This is a genomic window from Streptomyces sp. DH41 (assembly GCF_029813785.1).
Taxonomy (GTDB): Bacteria; Actinomycetota; Actinomycetes; order Streptomycetales; family Streptomycetaceae; genus Streptomyces.
Genome location: NZ_JARVKY010000046.1, coordinates 13,679 through 31,835, shown reverse-complemented (window position 1 = coordinate 31,835; position 18,157 = coordinate 13,679). Strand labels below are relative to the sequence as shown.

Here is an 18,157-nt window from a genome sequence, read left to right as displayed (position 1 = left end):
CTCAGGCTTTCCTCCGGGCGCTTCCCTTCGGTCTTGCGTTTCCGACTCTATCAGAACTTTCCGATCCGATTTCCTCGGTGCTTTCCAGGTTCTCGCTTTCGCGTTTCCCTTTCCGGCGGTTCCGACTCTATCAGATCCTTTCGGGCCTGATTCCCAGTCAGCGGGGTTTGTCTTTGCGGCTGTTGGGCCGTTCCGACGAGTGAGACTCTAGCGGATTCCCGGCTCCCGAGCTAATCGGGGGCCGCGTCCTTTCGGACTTGGATTCCTCATTCCGCAATTGCACGCACCGACAGGACGACGACGCCGACAGCGCGACTGTTCGTCGAGAAGTGGTTGGTACTTGCGGAATCGCTGTCCGGGGACCGACCGGGGTCGGCGCTCACGTCGGACAACTCGGAGAACACTACGAGTGCGGGACGGGCGTGTCAAACCCCGGGCCTTACGGCCCGCGCGCGCGTACTGTTGGAGGCATGATGACGCGTACGTGTACCCAGCTCTGGTGGGCCGCCTGACGGCGGCCGTACGCACGTATGCACTCAACGGCCGCCGCTTCGGCGGCCGTTCTCGTATCTCCCTCCAGGAGGGGCGGCCGGCGGGTGGCGGCGGCCCTGACCAGGAGGTGGAGAGATGACACGGGTCTTCAGTGGGGTCAAGCCGACCGGGCACCTGACGCTGGGCAACTATCTGGGAGCCATGCGGCGGTGGGCCGGGGAGGACCAGCACCGGTCGGACGCGCTGTTCTGCGTCGTCGACCTGCACGCGCTGACCGTGGACCACGATCCGGCACGGGTGCGCAGACTGAGCCGGCAGGCGGCGTCCCTGTTGCTGGCGGCTGGGCTGGATCCGGATCTGTGCACCGTGTTCGTGCAGAGCCACGTGGACGAGCACGCCCGGCTGTCGTACGTACTGGAGTGCGTCGCCACCGACGGGGAGATGCGGCGGATGATCCAGTACAAGGAGAAGGCCGCGCGGGAACGGGAGCGGGGCGGGAGTGTGCGGCTGTCGCTGCTGACGTATCCCGTACTGATGGCGGCCGACATCCTGGCGTACGGGACGGACGACGTGCCGGTGGGGAACGACCAGACGCAGCACGTGGAACTGGCGCGGGATCTGGCGGTGCGGTTCAACCAGCGGTACGGGCACACGTTCGTGGTGCCGCGGGCCACGAGTCCGGCGGTGGCGGCACGGGTGATGAACCTGCAGGAGCCGGTGTCGAAGATGGGGAAGAGCGACGACGTCGGGCCGGGGATCGTCTATCTGCTCGACGAGCCGGACGTGGTGCGGAAGAAGGTCATGCGAGCCGTGACCGACAGTGGGCGCGAGGTCGTGTACGACCGGGAGGAGCGGCCGGGGCTCGCGAATCTCCTGGAGATCCTCGCCGCCTGTACGGGTGGGGAGCCGGCGGAGCTGGCGGGTGCGTACGACTCGTACGGCGCGTTGAAGAAGGACACCGCCGAGGCCGTCGTCGAGGTGCTGAGGCCCGTGCGGGAGCGGCACCAGGAGCTGTGCGCGGACCCCGGATATGTGGAGGGCGTGCTCCGGGAGGGAGCGGAGAGGGCTCGGGCGATGGCACGGCCGACCGTGGACGCCGCCTACCGGGCGATCGGGCTGCTGCCTCCCGCGGGTCTCTGAGCGGGTGAACGGCCGCAGCGTCACCGGCCGGCCGCCGTGGAGCCCCGTCGCGGGGCCGGCGGATCGGTCGGGGCGCGCGGTCAGTCCTTGGTGCCGGAGGCGAGTTCGCGGCTGCGGTCGCGGGCGGCTTCCAGGGCGGCGATGAGGGCGGCGCGGACGCCGTGGTTCTCCAGTTCGCGGATGGCGTTGATGGTGGTGCCGGCGGGGGACGTGACGTTCTCGCGGAGCCTGACCGGGTGTTCGCCGCTGTCGCGGAGCATGGTCGCGGCGCCGATCGCGGACTGGACGATCAGGTCGTGGGCCTTGTCGCGGGGGAGGCCGAGGAGGATGCCCGCGTCGGTCATGGCTTCGACCAGGTAGAAGAAGTACGCCGGGCCGGAGCCGGAGAGGGCGGTACAGGCGTCCTGCTGGGACTCGGGGACGCGGAGGGTCTTGCCGACGGCGCCGAAGATCTCCTCGGTGTGGGTCAGGTGCGCGGCGGTGGCGTGGGTGCCGGCGGAGATGACGGACATCGCCTCGTCGACGAGGGCCGGGGTGTTCGTCATGACGCGGACCACCGGGGTGCCGGGGGCGAGGCGCTCCTCGAAGAAGGCGGTCGGGATGCCGGCCGCGCCGCTGATGACCAGGCGGTCGGCGGGGACGTGCGGGGCGAGTTCGTCGAGGAGGGTGCCCATGTCCTGCGGCTTGACGGTGAGGATCAGGGTGTCGGCGGACTTGGCCGCCTCGGCGTTGGTGACCGGGGTGACACCGTGGCGGGTGCGGAGCTCTTCGGCCCGTTCCTCGCGGCGGGCGGTGACCAGGAGGTCGGCGGGGGCCCAGCCGGCTCCGATCATTCCGCTGAGCAGGGCTTCGCCGATCTTGCCGGTGCCGAGGACTGCGACTTTGTGGGTCATGGCTTTCGGTGCCCTCCGGTGCCCTGTCTGGGGTGCGTCGTCCGTCGGCGTCATCCTCGCATCCCGGGGGTGGGTGGGGGTGGGGCGTCCGGTGGGCGGGATACCGGTGGGGGGCTGCCGGTGGGGGGGCTGCCGGTGGGGGGCTGCCGGTGGGGGGCTGCCGGTGGGGCGGTTATGGCGTCCGGCGTTTGAGGGTGGCCGCGCCCAGGGCCAGGACCAGGAGTGCGCAGCCCGCGACGATCAGGGTGTCCCGTACGAAGGCGGGGGTCATGTCGGGATGGCGCAGGACCTCGTTCATGCCGTCGACCGCGTAGGACATGGGGAGGACGTCGGAGACGGCCTCCAGGGCCGGGTGCATCCGGTCGCGCGGCGTGAAGAGGCCGCAGAGGAGGAGCTGGGGGAAGATCACCGCCGGCATGAACTGGACCGCCTGGAACTCGGAGGCCGCGAAGGCCGAGACGAAGAGGCCCAGTGCCGTGCCGAGGAGGGCGTCGAGCAGCGCGACCAGGAGGAGGAGCCAGGGGCTGCCCGTCACGTCGAGGCCGAGGAGCCAGACCGCCAGTCCGGTCGCGAGGGCCGACTGGACGATGGCGAGGGTGCCGAAGGCGAGGGCGTAGCCGGCGATGAGGTCGCCTTTGCCGAGCGGCATGGCGAGGAGGCGTTCGAGGGTGCCCGAGGTGCGCTCGCGCAGGGTCGCGATGGAGGTGACCAGGAACATCGTGATCAGCGGGAAGATGCCGAGGAGCGAGGCGCCGATGTTGTCGAAGGTGCGCGGGCTGCCGTCGAAGACGTAGCGGAGCAGGAACAGCATCACGCAGGGGATGAGCAGCAGGAGAGCGATGGTGCGGGGGTCGTGGCTCAGCTGACGCAGGACGCGGGTCGCGGTGGCTGTGGTGCGGGACAGGGTGAGGGGGCGGGAGCGGGTGGCGGCCGGGTGCGGGGGCGCGGAGGTGGTGGTGCGGGCCGTGGGGGTGGTCATGGGGTGGGCTCCTTCGTGCGGGCCGCCGCGGTCGCCTCGTCGACCAGGTACAGGAAAGCCTCCTCGACCGTCTCGGAGCCGGTGCGGGTGCGCAGGGCGTCGGGGGTGGCGTCGGCGAGGATCTCGCCCTCGCGCATCAGGAGGAGGCGGTGGCAGCGCTCGGCCTCGTCCATGACGTGGGAGGAGACGAGGAGGGTGGCGCCGCGGTCCGCGGCGATGGAGTGGAAGAGGTTCCAGAGGTCGCGGCGCAGGACGGGGTCGAGACCGACCGTCGGTTCGTCCAGGACCAGGAGGTCGGGGGCGCCGAGGAGGGCCACGGCGAGGGAGACGCGGCTGCACTGGCCGCCGGAGAGGTCGCCGGCCAGGGCGTCGGCGTGAGTGGTGAGATCGACGTCGGTGATGGCGCGGGTGACGTTGTCGTGGCGGTGGACGGAGGCCGCGCGGCCGGGGGTGAGGATCGCGGCGAAGTAGTCGAGGTTCTGGCGGACGGTCAGGTCGTCGAAGACGGACGGGGCCTGGGTGACGTAGCCGATGCGGGTGCGGAGGGTGGGGTGGCCGGCGGGGTGGCCGAGGACTTCCAGGGTGCCGGTGACCTTGGCCTGGGTGCCGGCGATCGCTCGCATGAGGGTCGACTTGCCGCAGCCGGAGGGGCCGAGGAGGCCGGTGATCCGGCCGCGCGGGACGGTGAAGTCGAGGGCGCGCAGGACGGTGCGGGGGCCGCGTACGACGGTGAGGTTATCGGCGCGGACGGCGGGCGGGGCGGGGGTGCTGCCTTGTTCTGCGGGTGCTGGTCCCGTGGGGGCTGGTCCCGTGGGTGCTGGTCCTTCGGGAGGCGGGTCTTCGGGGGGTGGAGAGGAGCAGGAGTAATTCATCATGTGATGAATACTCCTCTCGGGCGCGGGGCGCGTCAAGCGGTCGGGGGCGTCACGGTCGTCGCGGGCGTCGGGGTCCTCGCGAGCAGGAGGCGGACGTCGTACGTCTCCTCGACGATTCCGTCCGGGAAGAGGGTCAGGAGGTGCCGGCGCTCCTCGGCCAGAAAGGCCGCGCGGCGTTCCTCCGTGTCGGTCAGGAAGACCGAGTGGCTGCCGAGGTTGGCCAGGTGGGTGGCCAGGGGGACGCGGCGGCTCCAGCGGATGTCGCGGTGGGTGAGGTCGAGGCGGCCGGCGGGGTCGGCGGCGTGGGCGTCGAGGTTTCGCTGCTCGGCGGAGATGTTCAGCCCGAAGTGCCGGTCGGCGCGCTCGGCGGCCGCCGCGATCCACGGCACGTCGAGAGCGCTGGTGTTCCACCACAGTGCGAGCGCGCCGCCCGGACGCAGCACGCGCAGCGCCTCCGGGACCGCCAGGGCGGGGTCGGTCCAGTGCCAGGCCTGGGCGTAGGTGAGGAGGTCGGCGCAGTGGCCGGCGAGGGGCAGGGCGTTTCCGTCGCCCCGCACCAGCGGCACGCCGGGGAGTGTGCGGCGGAACTCGGCGGCCATGCCGGCGCCGGGTTCGACCGCGATCACGTCGGCGCCGCGCGCGTGCAGGCGGGCGGTGGCGATGCCCGTACCGGCGCCGACGTCCACGACGCGGGAGCCTGCCAGGGGGCGGCCGGTCAGCTCCTCGATCGTGTCGAAGAGGGCGGGCGGGTAGGAGGGCCGGTTGGCGGCGTACTGGGCCGCGGCGGCGTTGAAGGAGTGGGCTCGGGCCGTGTGGGCGGCGGGCCGGGCGGGCCCGGAGGGCACGGGTGTCGTCATACGGCCATGGTGGCCGGGTGGGTGTGGTGCGCAGGCGGTTTTCGGGGAGGCGTTCCGCTACCTTCGGCGGCGCTTCTTCGACGGGTTGCCCGTGCGGCGGCGGGTGCGCTTCTCGTAGTCCTCGCGGGCCTTGTCGTACTCGGCGCGATGGAGCCTCTCGCCCGGTGCCTCGGTGAAGGAGCGGAAGAAGTAGGCGAGGAGCGAGCCGACGAAGCCGATGGCCAGCAGGCCGCGGAGGGAGGCCTGGCGGTCGGGGTCGGGACGGCTGGTGAAGGCGGACCAGGTGTGGCGGAAGGCCAGGGCGCTGCAGATCGCGAACATCACGATCATCAGCAGCGAGACGAAGCTGCCGATGTCGGCGATCTGGAGGCCGTCGTACGCGATGCGCAGGACGAAGCAGGCGGCGGCCGCCGCGGCGAGGGAGCCGACGGCCAGGCCGGCCCGGCGGGCGGCGTAGCCGTTGTCGTGGTTCACCCAGGTCGTGCCGTAGAACCGGATGGGCTCGGGGCGGGGGCCTGCGGGGGGCGTGGAGCCCACGGGGGTGTCCGGGATGCCGTTCGTACCGTTCTCTGCGCTCACGGGTCGATTATGGCGCCGGGGGTGCCGCGGGCTCCGGGTGGGATGGGCGGGTTCTAGCAGCGGGGGGCCACGTACCCATCGCTGCCGGTGCGGATGTACGCGTCGGAGACGTACTGGCCGCTGCCGATGTTGTCCCAGATGTTCGAAGTGCCGTACGGGCCCGCCACCCGGGTGCCGGGCGTCTGGCAGTTGATCCGGACGCTGGCGCCCTCGGGCAGGGCCCGGACGACGGAGTAGCCGGTGCCTGGGCCGCTGCGGACGTTCAGCCGGTAGCCCGGAGCGACCGGGTAGGAGCCCACGGCCATGGCCGTCACCGCCGCCGCGGTCGTCGTCCCGTCCCCGCCCTCGACGTCCGTGCTCTGGTCGACAGACATGAGAAACCTCCCCCGTCGCGCCCCGCGAGTGTCGCGGGGTCACGTTGATCTCCATGGAACACGCATAAGAACCAGCACGAGACATCAGTTCGTGACTCGCACACGGAGGCTAGCAAGCCGCCTCGGTCCCGTACGACCCATCGACTAGGCTCCGAAACGTCGCGCGCGGGAACGAACAGCACGGGGGTGGTTCCATGGCGCCGCAGCGGAACGCCGGAGCGGGCGCGGAAGCGGAACTTCCGGAGTACGCCGGTCACTACCGTCTGGATTCCTGTCTGGGCTCGGGTGGTATGGGCGTCGTGCATCTGGCCCGGAGCACCTCCGGGATGCGGGTCGCGGTGAAGGTCGTGCACGCCCGGTATGCCATGGACCCCGAGTTCAGAGGGCGGTTCCGGCAGGAGGTGGCGGCCGCGCGGCGGGTGAGCGGGGCCTTCACGGCGCCCGTCGTCGACGCCGATCCGGATGCCGGGCGGCCCTGGATGGCCACCCTGTACATCCCCGGCCCGACGCTCTCCGAGCAGGTGAAGCGGAACGGGCCCATGGACCCGGACCAGTTGCGCCGGCTGATGGCCGGGCTCGCGGAGGCGCTGCGCGACATCCACCGGGTCGGCGTCGTGCACCGTGACCTGAAACCGAGCAACGTACTGCTGGCCGAGGACGGGCCCAAGGTCATCGACTTCGGCATTTCCCGGCCGAAGGACAGCGAACTGCGCACGGAGACCGGAAAGTTGATCGGTACGCCGCCGTTCATGGCGCCCGAGCAGTTCCGGCGGCCCCGGGAAGTGGGCCCCGCGGCCGACGTGTTCGCGCTCGGGTCGCTCATCGTGCACGCGGCGACCGGACGCGGGCCCTTCGACTCCGACAGCCCCTACGTCGTCGCCTACCAGGTCGTACACGACGAGCCCGACCTGACCGGCGTACCGGAGACACTCGCGCCACTGGTGCTGCGGTGTCTGGCCAAGGAGCCCGACGACCGGCCCACGCCGGACGAGCTGATGCGGGAGCTTCGGTCGGCGGCGGCGGCGTACGACACGCAGGTGTTCGTACCGGCGCCGCGGACGCGGGACGCACAGACGCGGGACGCGCGGGAACAGGACGCGCGGGAACAAGACTCGCGGGAACAGGACGCGCCGGAGCCCCCGGCCGACGTGCCCCGGGAGCGGCCCGCGCGGCGCCTGGGCCGGCGGTCGGTTCTGGTGGCCGGGGGGCTCTGCCTCGCCGTGATCGGCGGGCTGGCCTCGGTCCAGGTGCTCGGCGGCACGGAGCAGACGCGGAAGACCGCCGCCGCACAGAGCGCGCCGGGCGGCTTCGGCGAATGGGAGGCGGTGTCCGCCTCGGCGAGCGGATCGGGCATGCCGCAGTGCTCGTACGGGGCGGGGAAGCTGCTGTGCGCGCGGCCGGGGCTGGTCTTCGCCGTCGATCCGGCCGACGGCGGCACGCTGTGGCGGCACGATGTCGCGGGGGCGACCCGGAGCGAACCGCCGGTCGTGTCGGGCGGTCTCGTCCAGCCCTCCCTCGGCCGGATCGGTGACCTGGAGGCGCTGGACCCCGCCACGGGCGAGCCGGTGTGGCAGGAGGACATGCCCGAGTACGACGGGCTGCGGGCGGTCGGCGACATGCTCCTGCTCACCCGCTCCGACGGCGTGGTCACCGGCGTGGACAGTTCCTCGGGCGAGACCAAGTGGTCCCGCCGGATTCCGGGGCAGGCCGTGCCGTACTTCTCGTCGGTCGCCGGGGAACCGGGGAAAGCGGGGGGACCGGCGGCGTACGCGGCGAGTCCGTCCGCGGACGGGACCGGGACCCGGGTCACCGCGGTGGATCCGGCGACGGGGGACGTGCGCTGGGACGCGGAGCTCGAGGGGTCGCTGACACCCGTGGGGGCGGGGGCCGACGGGTCCGTGTATCTCCTCGCCGACGGGGCCGTCTACGGGGACGCGAAGGCGGTGGTCCGGTACACGCCCGGCACCGGGGCCACCCGTCGGGTGGAGCTGCCCGTGCCGGTCCCGCAGGCGGAGCCCGGTGTGCGCGGGGACACCGTGTACCTCATGGGTGCGGGTGGCTCGCTGGTGGCCGTCGACATGGCCGCGGGGAAGCAGGCGTGGCGGCTGGAGACGGGCGTGAGCCGGGGCTCGGTGCCCGTCTCCGACGGACGGCACGTGTACGTCACCGCTCCCGACGGGCGACTGCTCGGCGTCGACGCGCGCGAGGGCAGGCTGCTCGGGCAGACCCGGCCGCGGCTCGGCGCCCGCTCCGACCGCGTCCCCGCCGCGCTGCCGGCGCCCGTGCTCGCGGGCGGACACGTCTACGCCGGTGCGCCCGACGGGACCGTGTTCGGCGTGGCGGGACGGGACCCGGCCGCCTGGTGACCCCGGCTGGTGGCTCTGACTGTCCCGACTGGTGGCCCTGACCGGGGCCCCGACTGGTGGCACTGACCGGCGGCCCCGCCTGGTGCCCCCGCCGGGCAGGCGGGGGCAGGCGGAGGCAAGCGGGCGCAGGCGGAGGCAGGCGGTCAGCCCAGTTTGCTGACGTCGCGCACCGCGCCCTTGTCCGCGCTCGTCGCCATCGCGGCGTACGCCTTCAGGGCCGCGGAGACCTTGCGGTCGCGCTTCTTCGGGGCGTACACGCCGTTCAGGGCCTGGTCGCGGCGGGCCAGTTCGGCGTCGTCCACGAGCAGTTCGATGGAGCGGTTCGGGATGTCGATGCGGACGCGGTCGCCGTCCTCGACGAGGGCGATGGTGCCGCCGGCCGCCGCCTCGGGCGAGGCGTGGCCGATGGACAGGCCCGAGGTGCCGCCGGAGAAGCGGCCGTCGGTGACCAGGGCGCAGGTCTTTCCGAGGCCTCGGCCCTTCAGGTACGAGGTCGGGTAGAGCATCTCCTGCATGCCGGGGCCGCCCTTGGGGCCCTCGTAGCGGATGACGACGACGTCGCCCTCCTTGACCTGCTGGGTGAGGATCTTCTCGACGGCCTCCTCCTGCGACTCGCAGACGACCGCCGGGCCTTCGAAGGTCCAGATGGACTCGTCGACGCCGGCCGTCTTGACGACACAGCCGTCGACCGCCAGGTTGCCGCGCAGGACGGCGAGGCCGCCGTCCTTGGAGTAGGCGTGCTCGGCGGAGCGGATGCAGCCGCCCTCGGCGTCCTCGTCCAGGGAGTCCCAGCGCTCGGACTGGGAGAAGGCCTCGGCGGAGCGGACGCAGCCGGGGGCCGCGTGCCACAGTTCCAGAGCCTTAGGGGAAGGGGAGCCGCCGCGCACGTCCCAGGTCTTCAGCCAGTCGGCCAGGGACGGGCTGTGGACGGAGTGCACGTCCTCGTTGAGCAGGCCGGCGCGGTGCAGTTCGCCGAGGAGGGCGGGGATGCCGCCGGCGCGGTGCACGTCCTCCATGTAGTACGTGCGGTCCTTGGCGACGTTGGGCGCGACCTTGGCGAGGCACGGGACGCGGCGCGAGAGGGCGTCCATCTCGGTGAGGCCGAAGGAGACCTCCGCCTCCTGGGCTGCTGCCAGCAGGTGCAGGATCGTGTTGGTGGAGCCGCCCATCGCGATGTCCAGTGCCATGGCGTTCCCGAAGGCCGCGGGGGTGGCGATGTTGCGGGGCAGGACCGAGTCGTCGTCCTGCTCGTAGTAGCGGCGGGTCAGGTCCAGCACCGTGTGCGCGGCGTTCTCGTAGAGCGCCTTGCGGGCGGTGTGGGTGGCCAGGACCGAGCCGTTGCCGGGGAGGGAGAGACCGATGGCCTCGGTCAGGCAGTTCATCGAGTTGGCGGTGAACATGCCGGAACAGGAGCCGCAGGTCGGGCAGGCGTTCTCCTCGATACGGAGGATGTCCTCGTCGGAGATCTTGTCGTTGACCGCCTCCGACATCGCGTCGACCAGGTCCAGGGTGCGGACCGTGCCGTCGACCAGGGTGGCGCGGCCGGACTCCATGGGGCCGCCGGAGACGAAGACCGTCGGGATGTTCAGGCGGAGCGCCGCGTTGAGCATGCCCGGGGTGATCTTGTCGCAGTTGGAGATGCAGATCAGGGCGTCGGCGCAGTGGGCCTCGACCATGTACTCGACGCTGTCCGCGATCAGGTCGCGGGAGGGGAGGCTGTACAGCATGCCGCCGTGGCCCATCGCGATGCCGTCGTCGACCGCGATCGTGTTGAACTCGCGCGGGATGCCGCCGGCCGCGACGACCGCCTCGCTGACGATCCGGCCGACCGGGGCGAGGTGCGTGTGGCCCGGCACGAACTCCGTGAAGCTGTTGGCGACGGCGATGATCGGCTTCCGCCCGATGTCCGCGCCGGGTACACCGGAGGCACGCATAAGGGCGCGGGCGCCCGCCATGTTGCGGCCGTGGGTGACTGTGCGGGACCTCAGTTCGGGCATCGTCGATCGCTCCTTCGGAGGGTAATGACTGTCGTCGAGCGTACGCCGGTCATCCAGGGGCCGGGACAGGGTGTCCGTAATACGGGATGCGCGTCTCGCCGACGACGCCGTGCGAGGGGTGCCTCAGGGGCCGGTGAGGTGTCCCTGTACGACCGGTGACAGGCGGGCGATGATCCGCTCCGGGTCCGCCGATGCCAGCGGCTCCGCCTTGATCACGTACCGGAGCACCGCGCACCCCACCAGCTGAGCGGCCGCCAGCTCGGCGCGCAGCTCCGCGTCCGGCAGGTCCAGCCGGTCGGCGATGCGGCGCAGCAGCTGGGCGGCGATCAGGCGGCGGAAGACGGCGGCGGCGGTCTCGTTGTTCAGGGCGGAGCGGACGATGGCCAGCAGCGGAGTACGGGTGGCCGGGTTCTCCCAGAGGCCGAAGAAGAAGCGGGTGAGGCGCTCGCCGACCCCGTCCAGGGGGCCGTCGCCGATCGCCTCGGGGGCCCCGAGGACCGGTGCGAAGGCGACCTCGATGGCCGCCGCGAAGACCTGTTCCTTGGTGCCGAAGTAGTGGTGCACCAGCGCCGGGTCCACGCCCGCCGCCTTGGCGATACCGCGTACGGACGTCTTCTCGTAGCCGCGCTCGGAGAACTCCTCGCGGGCCGCGGTGAGGATGCGGTCGCGGGTACCGGCGGACTCCGTGCGCGGGGGACGGCCGCGGCGGCGGGTCCCGCCGGCGGTGTCGCTCACCGGCGGTCCGCCTTCGTCGCCGGGCCCGAGGGACCCGCCGAACCCGAGGGACCCGCCGACGCCGGCGACGCCAGGTGCAGGCGGGTGAAGGCCAGGGCCTCGGCGAGGTCGGCCTCACGTTCGGCGCTGGACATCGCGCGACGGGTGTTGACCTCGATGACGACATGGCCGTCGAAGCCGGTGTGCGCGAGGCGCTCCAGCACCTCGGCGCAGGGCTGGTCGCCGCGGCCGGGGACGAGGTGCTCGTCCTTGGCGGAGCCCTTGCCGTCGGCGAGGTGGACGTGGCCGAGGCGGTCGCTCATGCGGTCGAGCATGTCGAGGGCGTCGGTGCGGGACGTGGAGGCGTGGCTGAGGTCGATGGTGAAGTGGCGGTAGTCGTCCTTCGTCACGTCCCAGTCGGGGGCGTACGCCTGCATCTCGCGGTCGCGGTAGCGCCAGGGGTACATGTTCTCGACGGCGAACCGCACGTCCGTCTCGTTCGCCATCCGCCAGATGCCGCTGACGAAGTCCCGGGCGTACTGCCGCTGCCATCGGAACGGCGGGTGGACGACGACGGCGGACGCGCCGAGCTTCTCCGCGGCGGCACGGGCGCGCTGGAGCTTGGTCCAGGGGTCGGTGGACCAGACGCGCTGGGTGATGAGCAGACAGGGCGCGTGCACCGCGAGTATCGGCACCCGGTGGTAGTCGCTGAGTCTGCGCAGCGCGTCGATGTCCTGGCTGACCGGATCGGTCCACACCATGACCTCGACCCCGTCGTATCCGAGGCGTGCGGCGATCTCGAAGGCCGTCGCCGTCGACTCCGGGTAGACGGAAGCCGTCGACAGGGCGACCTTCACGTCCGGGGTTCGGACGATGTCCCTTGGTTCTGCCACGAGGGTCAGGTTACGGGGTGCGGCCGGGTGGGTGCGGGGGGCCCTTTCGCCGTTGTGGTGAGCGCCATAGGACGAGCGCGGGGTGCGTTGCGGCCTGTCGCGGCCGCGCGGCGGAGCCACGCGTCGACACGGCCCGCGACCACCCTGCGGAGCCGCACGTCGACACGGCCCGCACCCCTTGCGGGGCGCGTCATCCCTGGCCCATGTGATCCAGCCGGCGCAGGATCACGCCCTCCCGCAGCGCCCACGGGCAGATTTCCAGGCTCTCCACGTGGAGGAGGTCCATCGCGGCCTCGGCCACCAGGGCGCCGGCCAGGAGCTGGCCCGCGCGGCCCTCGGAGACGCCGGGGAGCTCGGCGCGCTCGGCGCCGGTCATGGCGGCCAGGCGGGGCACCCAGGCCTCCACGGAGGCCCGCTTCAGCTCGCGCTGGACGTAGAGGCCCTCGGCGGAGCGGGCGGCGCCGGCGATGCGGGCCAGCTGCCGGAAGGTCTTGGAGGTGGCGACCACGTGGTCGGGGGCGCCGAAGCGGCTGAAGTCGCCGACCGTGCGGGCGATCTCCGTACGGACGTGGCGGCGCAGCGCCCTGACGTCGTCCGCGTGGGGCGGGTCGCCGGGCAGCCGGGCGGCGGTCAGCCGGCCCGCGCCGAGCGGTAGCGACACGGCGGTGTCGGGTTCCTCGTCGATGCCGTACGCGATCTCCAGGGAGCCGCCGCCGATGTCGAGGACCAGCAGTTTGCCCGCGGACCAGCCGAACCAGCGGCGGACGGCCAGGAAGGTGAGCCGGGCCTCCTCGGCGCCGCTGAGGACCCTCAGCTCGACGCCGGTCTCCTCGCGCACGCGCGCGAGGACGTCGTCCGCGTTGGTCGCCTCGCGAACGGCGGAGGTCGCGAACGGCAGAAGGTCCTCGACGCCCTTGTCCTCGGCGGCCTGTAGCGCTTCCCGGACGACCGCGACCAGCCGGTCGACGCCGTCGGGGCCGATCGCCCCGTCCTCGTCGAGGAGCTGGGCGAGGCGCAGTTCCGCCTTGTGCGAGTGGGCGGGCAGCGGACGCGCGCCCGGGTGCGCGTCCACCACCAGCAGATGCACCGTGTTCGAACCCACGTCGAGGACACCGAGTCTCATGTACGGAACGCTACTGCCAGCGGGCCGGGCGGCGGTGCCGTCATCCGGCTCGGGCGTCTTACCCTGGAGCCGTGCCAAAGACGAAAAAGGCGAAGGACGAAAAGTCGGCCAAGAAGGACAAGAAGAACAAAATGGGCGACCAGGGCGACGAGAAGGGCTTCGCTGACGAGAAGGGCCTCGACTTCGCGCGCGCGTGGGTGGAGTTTCCGGATCCGGCGGACGACGAGCAGGTCTTCCGGTGCGATCTGACGTGGCTGACCTCCCGCTGGAACTGCATCTTCGGCAGCGGCTGCCAGGGCATCCAGGCGGGCCGCGCGGACGACGGGTGCTGCTCGCTGGGCGCACACTTCTCCGACGAGGACGACGAGAAGCGGGTCGCCGGGCACGTGGCCAGGCTCACGCCGGACGTCTGGCAGCACCACGCCGAGGGCACCGAGCACGGCTGGGTCTCCGAGGACGACGAGGGCTCCCGTCAGACCCGGCCCTTCCAGGGCTCGTGCATCTTCCAGAACCGGCCCGGCTTCGCCGGGGGCGCGGGCTGCTCGTTGCACATCCTGGCCCTGAAGGAGGGCCGGGAGCCGCTGGAGACCAAGCCGGACGTGTGCTGGCAGCTCCCGGTCCGGCGGACGTACGAGTGGATCGACCGGCCCGACGACACGCGCGTGCTGCAGGTGTCGATCGGTGAGTACGACCGGCGCGGCTGGGGCCCGGGCGGGCACGACCTGCACTGGTGGTGCACCTCGGCGACCTCGGCGCACGGCGCGGGCGACCCGGTGTACGTCTCCTACCGGCCGGAACTGGTCGAGCTGATGGGCAAGGCGGGCTACGACCGGCTGGCCGAGCTCTGCGAGGAGCGGCTGGCCTCGCAGCTGCCGTTGCTGGCACCGCATCCGGCGGACCCTGCCCGCTGAGGCCGGGCACCACGAGCGGGCGCCACTGAAGCATGGCTACCGGGGGCGGGCGGGCCGTGGGAGCCGGCCGCTGGGGCCAGCCGCTGGGGGCGGACCGCTGAGGCGGGCCGCCGGAGCCGGGCCGCCGGGCCGGGCCGTCGAGGCGGGCCGCCGGGCCGGGCCGCCGGGCCGGGCCGTCGAGGCGGGCCGCCGGGCCGGGCCGTCGAGGCGGGCCGTCGAGGCGGGCCGCCGGGCCGGGCCGTCGAGGCGGGCCGTCGAGGCGGGCCGCCGGGCCGGGCCGTCGGAGCGTTCTACGAGCCGGTCGGGTCCGGGGTGCCGCTGTCGCCCGGCAGCGGTGACGAACCGCCCGTGCCGCCGCTCGGGGACGGTCCGGTGGGCGTCGGGTCCGGATCGGGCGACGTGGGCGACGGGTCGTCGGTGGGTGACGGGTCGGTGGTGGGCGTCGGGTCGGTGGGTGCCGAGGTGGACGGGGACGGCTCCGGATCCGGGCCGGACGGGGAGGACGGGGACGGGGAGTCGCCGGGAGCACCGGGGCGCGGGGCCGGGTGCGACGGGCTGGGCGCGGTGCCGTAACCCTCGATGGAGACGACGGCACCGGCGGGCGAGACGGCCACCCGGGCACTCCAGTGGCCGGACGGCTCGCGCAGGTGGTCGACGTACACCTTGATCGTCAGGGCCTCGCCGGGGCGCAGGGTGCCCGACGACTGGCTCAGGTAGAGCCAGGGGGCGCTGGTGGACGCGGCCCAGCGCACCGGTGCGTCGCCGGTCGCGGTGAGGGTGACCAGTGTGGTGTCGCCGTCGTGGCCGGCCGTCACCTCCAGGTGGCCGGCGCCCTTCTCGGCGGCGCCGGAGACGCTGACGACCTCGACGGAGACGTCGGCCTTGCCGTTACTGCCGAAGCGGGTGCCGGGGGTGGTGGTCGCGTTGCCGGTGTTCTCGTAGCCGTGGCCACCGCCCGCGGACTCGCCGTCCGGGCCGTCGGGGCTCTGGGCCTCACTGGCGGTGGCCGAGCTGCCGCTCCCGCCCTCGGCCACCGGGGTGCCGCGGTAGGCGGCCCACAGGGCGAGCACGGGGGCGGCGACGACGGTGGCGACGACGGTCGTGGTGACGGCACGCGCGCGGAGGCGGTCCCGGCGGGCCGCGCGGTCCTTGGGGGCCATCGGGAAGCCGCGCCGGTCGAAGCGGGGGGCCGAGCCCCGCGCGCGCGGGGGGTGCGCCATGGCGACATGCAGTGCCGCGCGGGGGGCCACCAGGACGGGCAGCTCGGCGGGCGTCACGCTCGTGCCGGGCCAGCGACCGGGGATCGCGCGTTCGGCGGTACGGCGGCAGCGCGGGCAGTCGTCGACGTGCCGGACCAGCTCGCGGCGCAGGGCCGCGCTCAACACGTACTGGTTGTCGCCGGTCAGGCGGGCGACGCCCGGGCAGGTGCCGGTCTCCACGACGGCGAGGGCCGCGCGGGTGCGCTCGACCTCGCAGGCCGCGGAGGCGAGCAGCTCCCGGGCGGTGGCCAGGTCCATGCCGAGGACGGCGGCGACCTCGTGGGCGGCGAGGTGGTGGCGCACGGCGAGTTCGAGGGCCTCGCGCTGCTCCGGGGTGGTGCCGGCGGCCTCCGGCCAGGCGAGGAGCGCGAGGTCGCGGTGGGGCCGCCGCCGCTCCTCGTCGGTCCCGTCGCGTACGGCGCGTCCGTTGTCGCGTACGGCCCGTCCGTTGTCCCCGTCGCCGCGTACGGCGCGTCCGTCACCCCCGTCGCCGCGTCCGTTGTCCCCGCTCTGTCCGTCGTGTCCGTCCCGCTCGCCGTACGCGGCGGCCCAGGGCGCGGGGCGCTGTCGGCCGACGCCGGGGCGGCCCGCCGCGTGACTGCTCGGACGTTTCTGCTTGGCCTCGGCCAGCTTGCGCAGGCAGGCCCAGCGGGCCAGCGCGTACAGCCAGGCCCTGCGGTCTCCGGCGGACTCCGGGCCTCGGTGACCGCGGCGCTCGGCGACTACGAGGACGTCGCCGAGAGCGGCGGTCGCGGCGTCGTGGTCGCAGAGCACGGACAGGCAGTACGTGAACAGGCCGTCCAGATACGCGTCGTACGCGTCGTAGCGCGCGGGCGGCCGCTGCGCCAGCGTGCGCGCCGCGATGCGATCGCGCGCCTCCCGGTGCGTCCGGTGGGCGCCGGTCGTGCGGGTCGTGGTCTCCGGACTGCTCCTCATCACCCGGCGACCGTAGGGGGCTATGGGTGGCGCGAACTGGCGCGTTGGGCACTTTTAATCCGTACGGGTGAAACGATCCCTCATAAGGGGACAGGAAGCTGTCGTTCCGCGGCTGGTTCGGGGTGGGCGGTGGCCCGTTCGGGGTGGATGGGGCCGGTCGGAGGCCGGTCGGAGGCGAGCGGACGGCCTGGGCGGGGGCGGTCAGGCGGGGTCGGGCAGGTTTCGTGGGGCCTGGTTCTCGTGGCGTGCGTTGTCAGTGCGGGCGGTTACGGTTCGTGCATGGCTGCCCGTACGAAGACCACCAAGGAACGGCCGTCCTACCGCTGCACCGAGTGCGGCTGGCAGACGGCCAAGTGGCTCGGCCGCTGCCCCGAATGCCAGGCCTGGGGCACGGTCGAGGAGTACGGCGCGCCCGCGGTGCGTACGACGACGCCGGGGCGCGTCACCACCTCCGCGCTGCCCATCGGCCAGGTCGACGGCCGGCAGGCGACCGCCCGCTCCACCGGCGTGCCCGAGCTGGACCGGGTGCTCGGCGGCGGCCTGGTACCCGGCGCCGTGGTGCTCGTCGCGGGCGAGCCCGGCGTCGGCAAGTCCACGCTGCTGCTGGACGTGGCGGCCAAGTCGGCGAGCGAGCAGCACAAGACGCTCTATGTCACGGGTGAGGAGTCGGCGAGCCAGGTGCGGCTGCGCGCCGACCGCATCAAGGCCATCGACGACCATCTGTACCTCGCCGCCGAGACCGACCTCGCGGCGGTCCTCGGCCACCTGGACGCGGTCAAGCCGTCCCTGCTGATCCTCGACTCCGTGCAGACGGTGGCCTCCCCCGAGATCGACGGCGCCCCCGGCGGCATGGCTCAGGTGCGGGAGGTCGCGGGCGCCCTGATCCGCGCCTCCAAGGACCGCGGCATGTCCACCCTCCTCGTGGGCCACGTCACCAAGGACGGCGCCATCGCCGGCCCCCGCCTCCTCGAGCACCTGGTGGACGTCGTCCTGCACTTCGAGGGCGACCGCCACGCGCGCCTCAGGCTGGTCCGGGGCGTCAAGAACCGCTACGGCACCACCGACGAGGTCGGCTGCTTCGAGCTGCACGACGAGGGCATCACCGGCCTGACCGACCCCAGCGGACTGTTCCTCACCCGCCGCGCGGAGCCTGTGCCCGGCACCTGCCTGACCGTCACCCTGGAGGGCCGCCGTCCGCTGGTGGCCGAGGTGCAGGCGCTCACCGTCGACTCCCAGATCCCGTCCCCGCGGCGCACGACCTCCGGTCTGGAGACGTCCCGCGTATCCATGATGCTGGCCGTCCTCGAGCAGCGCGGCCGCATCAGCGCCTTGGGCAAAAGGGACATCTACTCCGCGACGGTCGGGGGTGTGAAGCTCTCCGAGCCGGCCGCCGACCTGGCCATCGCGCTCGCCCTCGCGTCGGCCGCCAGCGACACCCCGCTGCCCAAGAACCTCGTCGCGATCGGCGAGGTCGGCCTCGCCGGTGAGGTGAGACGGGTCACGGGCGTGCAGCGCCGGCTCTCCGAGGCGCACCGTCTGGGCTTCACGCACGCGCTGGTACCGACCGATCCCGGCAGGGTCCCTGACGGCATGAAGGTCCTGGAAGTCGCGGACATAGGGGACGCCCTTCGCGTACTTCCGCGTTCGCGTCGGCGAGAGGCCCCACGGGAGGAGGAGGACCGCCGGTAGACTTTGCCCTGGTCTCGCCCGTCCGTACGACCGAGTGTGCGACAGGGGAGCACCTGAGAACCTGCGACCGGAGGAGTGCA

General features: G+C 72.9%; 16 protein-coding genes. 5 read left to right on the top strand and 11 right to left on the bottom strand.

Annotated elements, in window-relative coordinates; translation table 11 throughout:
• Window positions 1-203 (top strand): hypothetical protein (locus tag QC283_RS38430; protein ID WP_279566436.1); only part of this gene is annotated, 203 nt, incomplete at its 5' end.
• A gap of 424 nt (window positions 204-627) precedes the next feature.
• On the top strand, window positions 628-1,632 hold the full coding sequence (trpS, locus tag QC283_RS38425) for a tryptophan--tRNA ligase (protein ID WP_279566435.1): 1,005 nt from the start codon (window positions 628-630) through the stop codon (window positions 1,630-1,632).
• A gap of 80 nt (window positions 1,633-1,712) precedes the next feature.
• On the opposite strand, the gene proC is transcribed toward trpS, so the two are convergent.
• The 6 genes from proC to QC283_RS38395 all read right to left on the bottom strand — a co-directional run bounded on the left by proC (window position 1,713) and on the right by QC283_RS38395 (window position 6,189).
• Window positions 1,713-2,525 carry a pyrroline-5-carboxylate reductase gene (gene proC / locus QC283_RS38420; RefSeq protein WP_279566434.1) on the bottom strand — a complete coding sequence of 271 codons (813 nt, stop codon included), beginning with the start codon at window positions 2,523-2,525 and terminating at the stop codon, window positions 1,713-1,715.
• Between the two features lie 172 nt (window positions 2,526-2,697).
• Entirely contained in the window at window positions 2,698-3,504 is an 807-nt protein-coding gene (locus QC283_RS38415) for an ABC transporter permease (RefSeq protein ID WP_279566433.1), read from the bottom strand.
• Window positions 3,501-4,379, bottom strand: coding sequence for an ABC transporter ATP-binding protein (locus QC283_RS38410; RefSeq protein ID WP_279566432.1), 879 nt, complete (start codon window positions 4,377-4,379; stop codon window positions 3,501-3,503). Before QC283_RS38410 ends, QC283_RS38415 begins: the two co-directional genes overlap by 4 nt.
• Before the next feature lie 32 nt (window positions 4,380-4,411).
• Complete coding sequence (locus QC283_RS38405) at window positions 4,412-5,236, bottom strand: class I SAM-dependent methyltransferase (RefSeq protein ID WP_279566431.1); 825 nt, start codon at window positions 5,234-5,236, stop codon at window positions 4,412-4,414.
• 57 nt (window positions 5,237-5,293) lie between these two features.
• A complete protein-coding gene (locus QC283_RS38400; RefSeq protein WP_279566430.1) occupies window positions 5,294-5,815 on the bottom strand; it encodes an EamA/RhaT family transporter in 522 nt (173 codons plus the stop codon).
• A 53-nt stretch (window positions 5,816-5,868) separates the two neighbouring features.
• Window positions 5,869-6,189: an SH3 domain-containing protein gene (locus tag QC283_RS38395; RefSeq protein ID WP_279566429.1), complete on the bottom strand. Its 321-nt coding sequence runs from the start codon at window positions 6,187-6,189 to the stop codon at window positions 5,869-5,871.
• A 194-nt stretch (window positions 6,190-6,383) separates the two neighbouring features.
• Here QC283_RS38395 and QC283_RS38390 point away from each other — a divergent pair, with 194 nt between their 5' ends.
• Window positions 6,384-8,555 carry a serine/threonine-protein kinase gene (locus tag QC283_RS38390; RefSeq protein ID WP_279566428.1) on the top strand — a complete coding sequence of 724 codons (2,172 nt, stop codon included), beginning with the start codon at window positions 6,384-6,386 and terminating at the stop codon, window positions 8,553-8,555.
• Between the two features lie 143 nt (window positions 8,556-8,698).
• On the opposite strand, the gene ilvD is transcribed toward QC283_RS38390, so the two are convergent.
• The 4 genes from ilvD to QC283_RS38370 form a co-directional block, all read right to left on the bottom strand.
• Window positions 8,699-10,552, bottom strand: coding sequence for a dihydroxy-acid dehydratase (gene ilvD / locus QC283_RS38385; RefSeq protein ID WP_279566427.1), 1,854 nt, complete (start codon window positions 10,550-10,552; stop codon window positions 8,699-8,701).
• A gap of 123 nt (window positions 10,553-10,675) precedes the next feature.
• Window positions 10,676-11,287, bottom strand: a complete 612-nt coding sequence (locus tag QC283_RS38380; protein WP_279566426.1) for a TetR/AcrR family transcriptional regulator — start codon at window positions 11,285-11,287, stop codon at window positions 10,676-10,678.
• Complete coding sequence (locus tag QC283_RS38375; protein WP_279566425.1) at window positions 11,284-12,159, bottom strand: sugar phosphate isomerase/epimerase family protein; 876 nt, start codon at window positions 12,157-12,159, stop codon at window positions 11,284-11,286. The genes QC283_RS38380 and QC283_RS38375 overlap by 4 nt, the downstream gene beginning before the upstream one ends.
• A gap of 190 nt (window positions 12,160-12,349) precedes the next feature.
• On the bottom strand, window positions 12,350-13,282 hold the full coding sequence (locus QC283_RS38370; RefSeq protein ID WP_279566424.1) for a Ppx/GppA phosphatase family protein: 933 nt from the start codon (window positions 13,280-13,282) through the stop codon (window positions 12,350-12,352).
• A gap of 71 nt (window positions 13,283-13,353) precedes the next feature.
• Between QC283_RS38370 and QC283_RS38365 the strand changes: the two genes are divergently transcribed.
• Entirely contained in the window at window positions 13,354-14,193 is an 840-nt protein-coding gene (locus QC283_RS38365) for a hypothetical protein (protein ID WP_279566423.1), read from the top strand.
• Between the two features lie 290 nt (window positions 14,194-14,483).
• On the opposite strand, the gene QC283_RS38360 is transcribed toward QC283_RS38365, so the two are convergent.
• Window positions 14,484-16,391 (bottom strand): BACON domain-containing protein, encoded by a 1,908-nt coding sequence (locus QC283_RS38360; RefSeq protein WP_443032753.1) that lies wholly within the window; start codon window positions 16,389-16,391, stop codon window positions 14,484-14,486.
• A 276-nt stretch (window positions 16,392-16,667) separates the two neighbouring features.
• Here QC283_RS38360 and radA point away from each other — a divergent pair, with 276 nt between their 5' ends.
• Window positions 16,668-18,077, top strand: coding sequence for a DNA repair protein RadA (gene radA, locus QC283_RS38355; protein WP_279566421.1), 1,410 nt, complete (start codon window positions 16,668-16,670; stop codon window positions 18,075-18,077).
• Window positions 18,078-18,157: the final 80 nt, after the last annotated feature.

Coding starts and splice junctions, on each gene's coding strand:
- radA (WP_279566421.1), top strand. CDS start 16,668: ATGGCTGCCCGTACGAAGACCACCAAGGAACGGCCGTCCTACCGCTGC.
- QC283_RS38370 (WP_279566424.1), bottom strand. CDS start 13,282: ATGAGACTCGGTGTCCTCGACGTGGGTTCGAACACGGTGCATCTGCTG.
- QC283_RS38410 (WP_279566432.1), bottom strand. CDS start 4,379: ATGATGAATTACTCCTGCTCCTCTCCACCCCCCGAAGACCCGCCTCCC.
- QC283_RS38395 (WP_279566429.1), bottom strand. CDS start 6,189: ATGTCTGTCGACCAGAGCACGGACGTCGAGGGCGGGGACGGGACGACG.
- proC (WP_279566434.1), bottom strand. CDS start 2,525: ATGACCCACAAAGTCGCAGTCCTCGGCACCGGCAAGATCGGCGAAGCC.
- QC283_RS38390 (WP_279566428.1), top strand. CDS start 6,384: ATGGCGCCGCAGCGGAACGCCGGAGCGGGCGCGGAAGCGGAACTTCCG.
- ilvD (WP_279566427.1), bottom strand. CDS start 10,552: ATGCCCGAACTGAGGTCCCGCACAGTCACCCACGGCCGCAACATGGCG.
- QC283_RS38405 (WP_279566431.1), bottom strand. CDS start 5,236: ATGACGACACCCGTGCCCTCCGGGCCCGCCCGGCCCGCCGCCCACACG.
- trpS (WP_279566435.1), top strand. CDS start 628: ATGACACGGGTCTTCAGTGGGGTCAAGCCGACCGGGCACCTGACGCTG.
- QC283_RS38415 (WP_279566433.1), bottom strand. CDS start 3,504: ATGACCACCCCCACGGCCCGCACCACCACCTCCGCGCCCCCGCACCCG.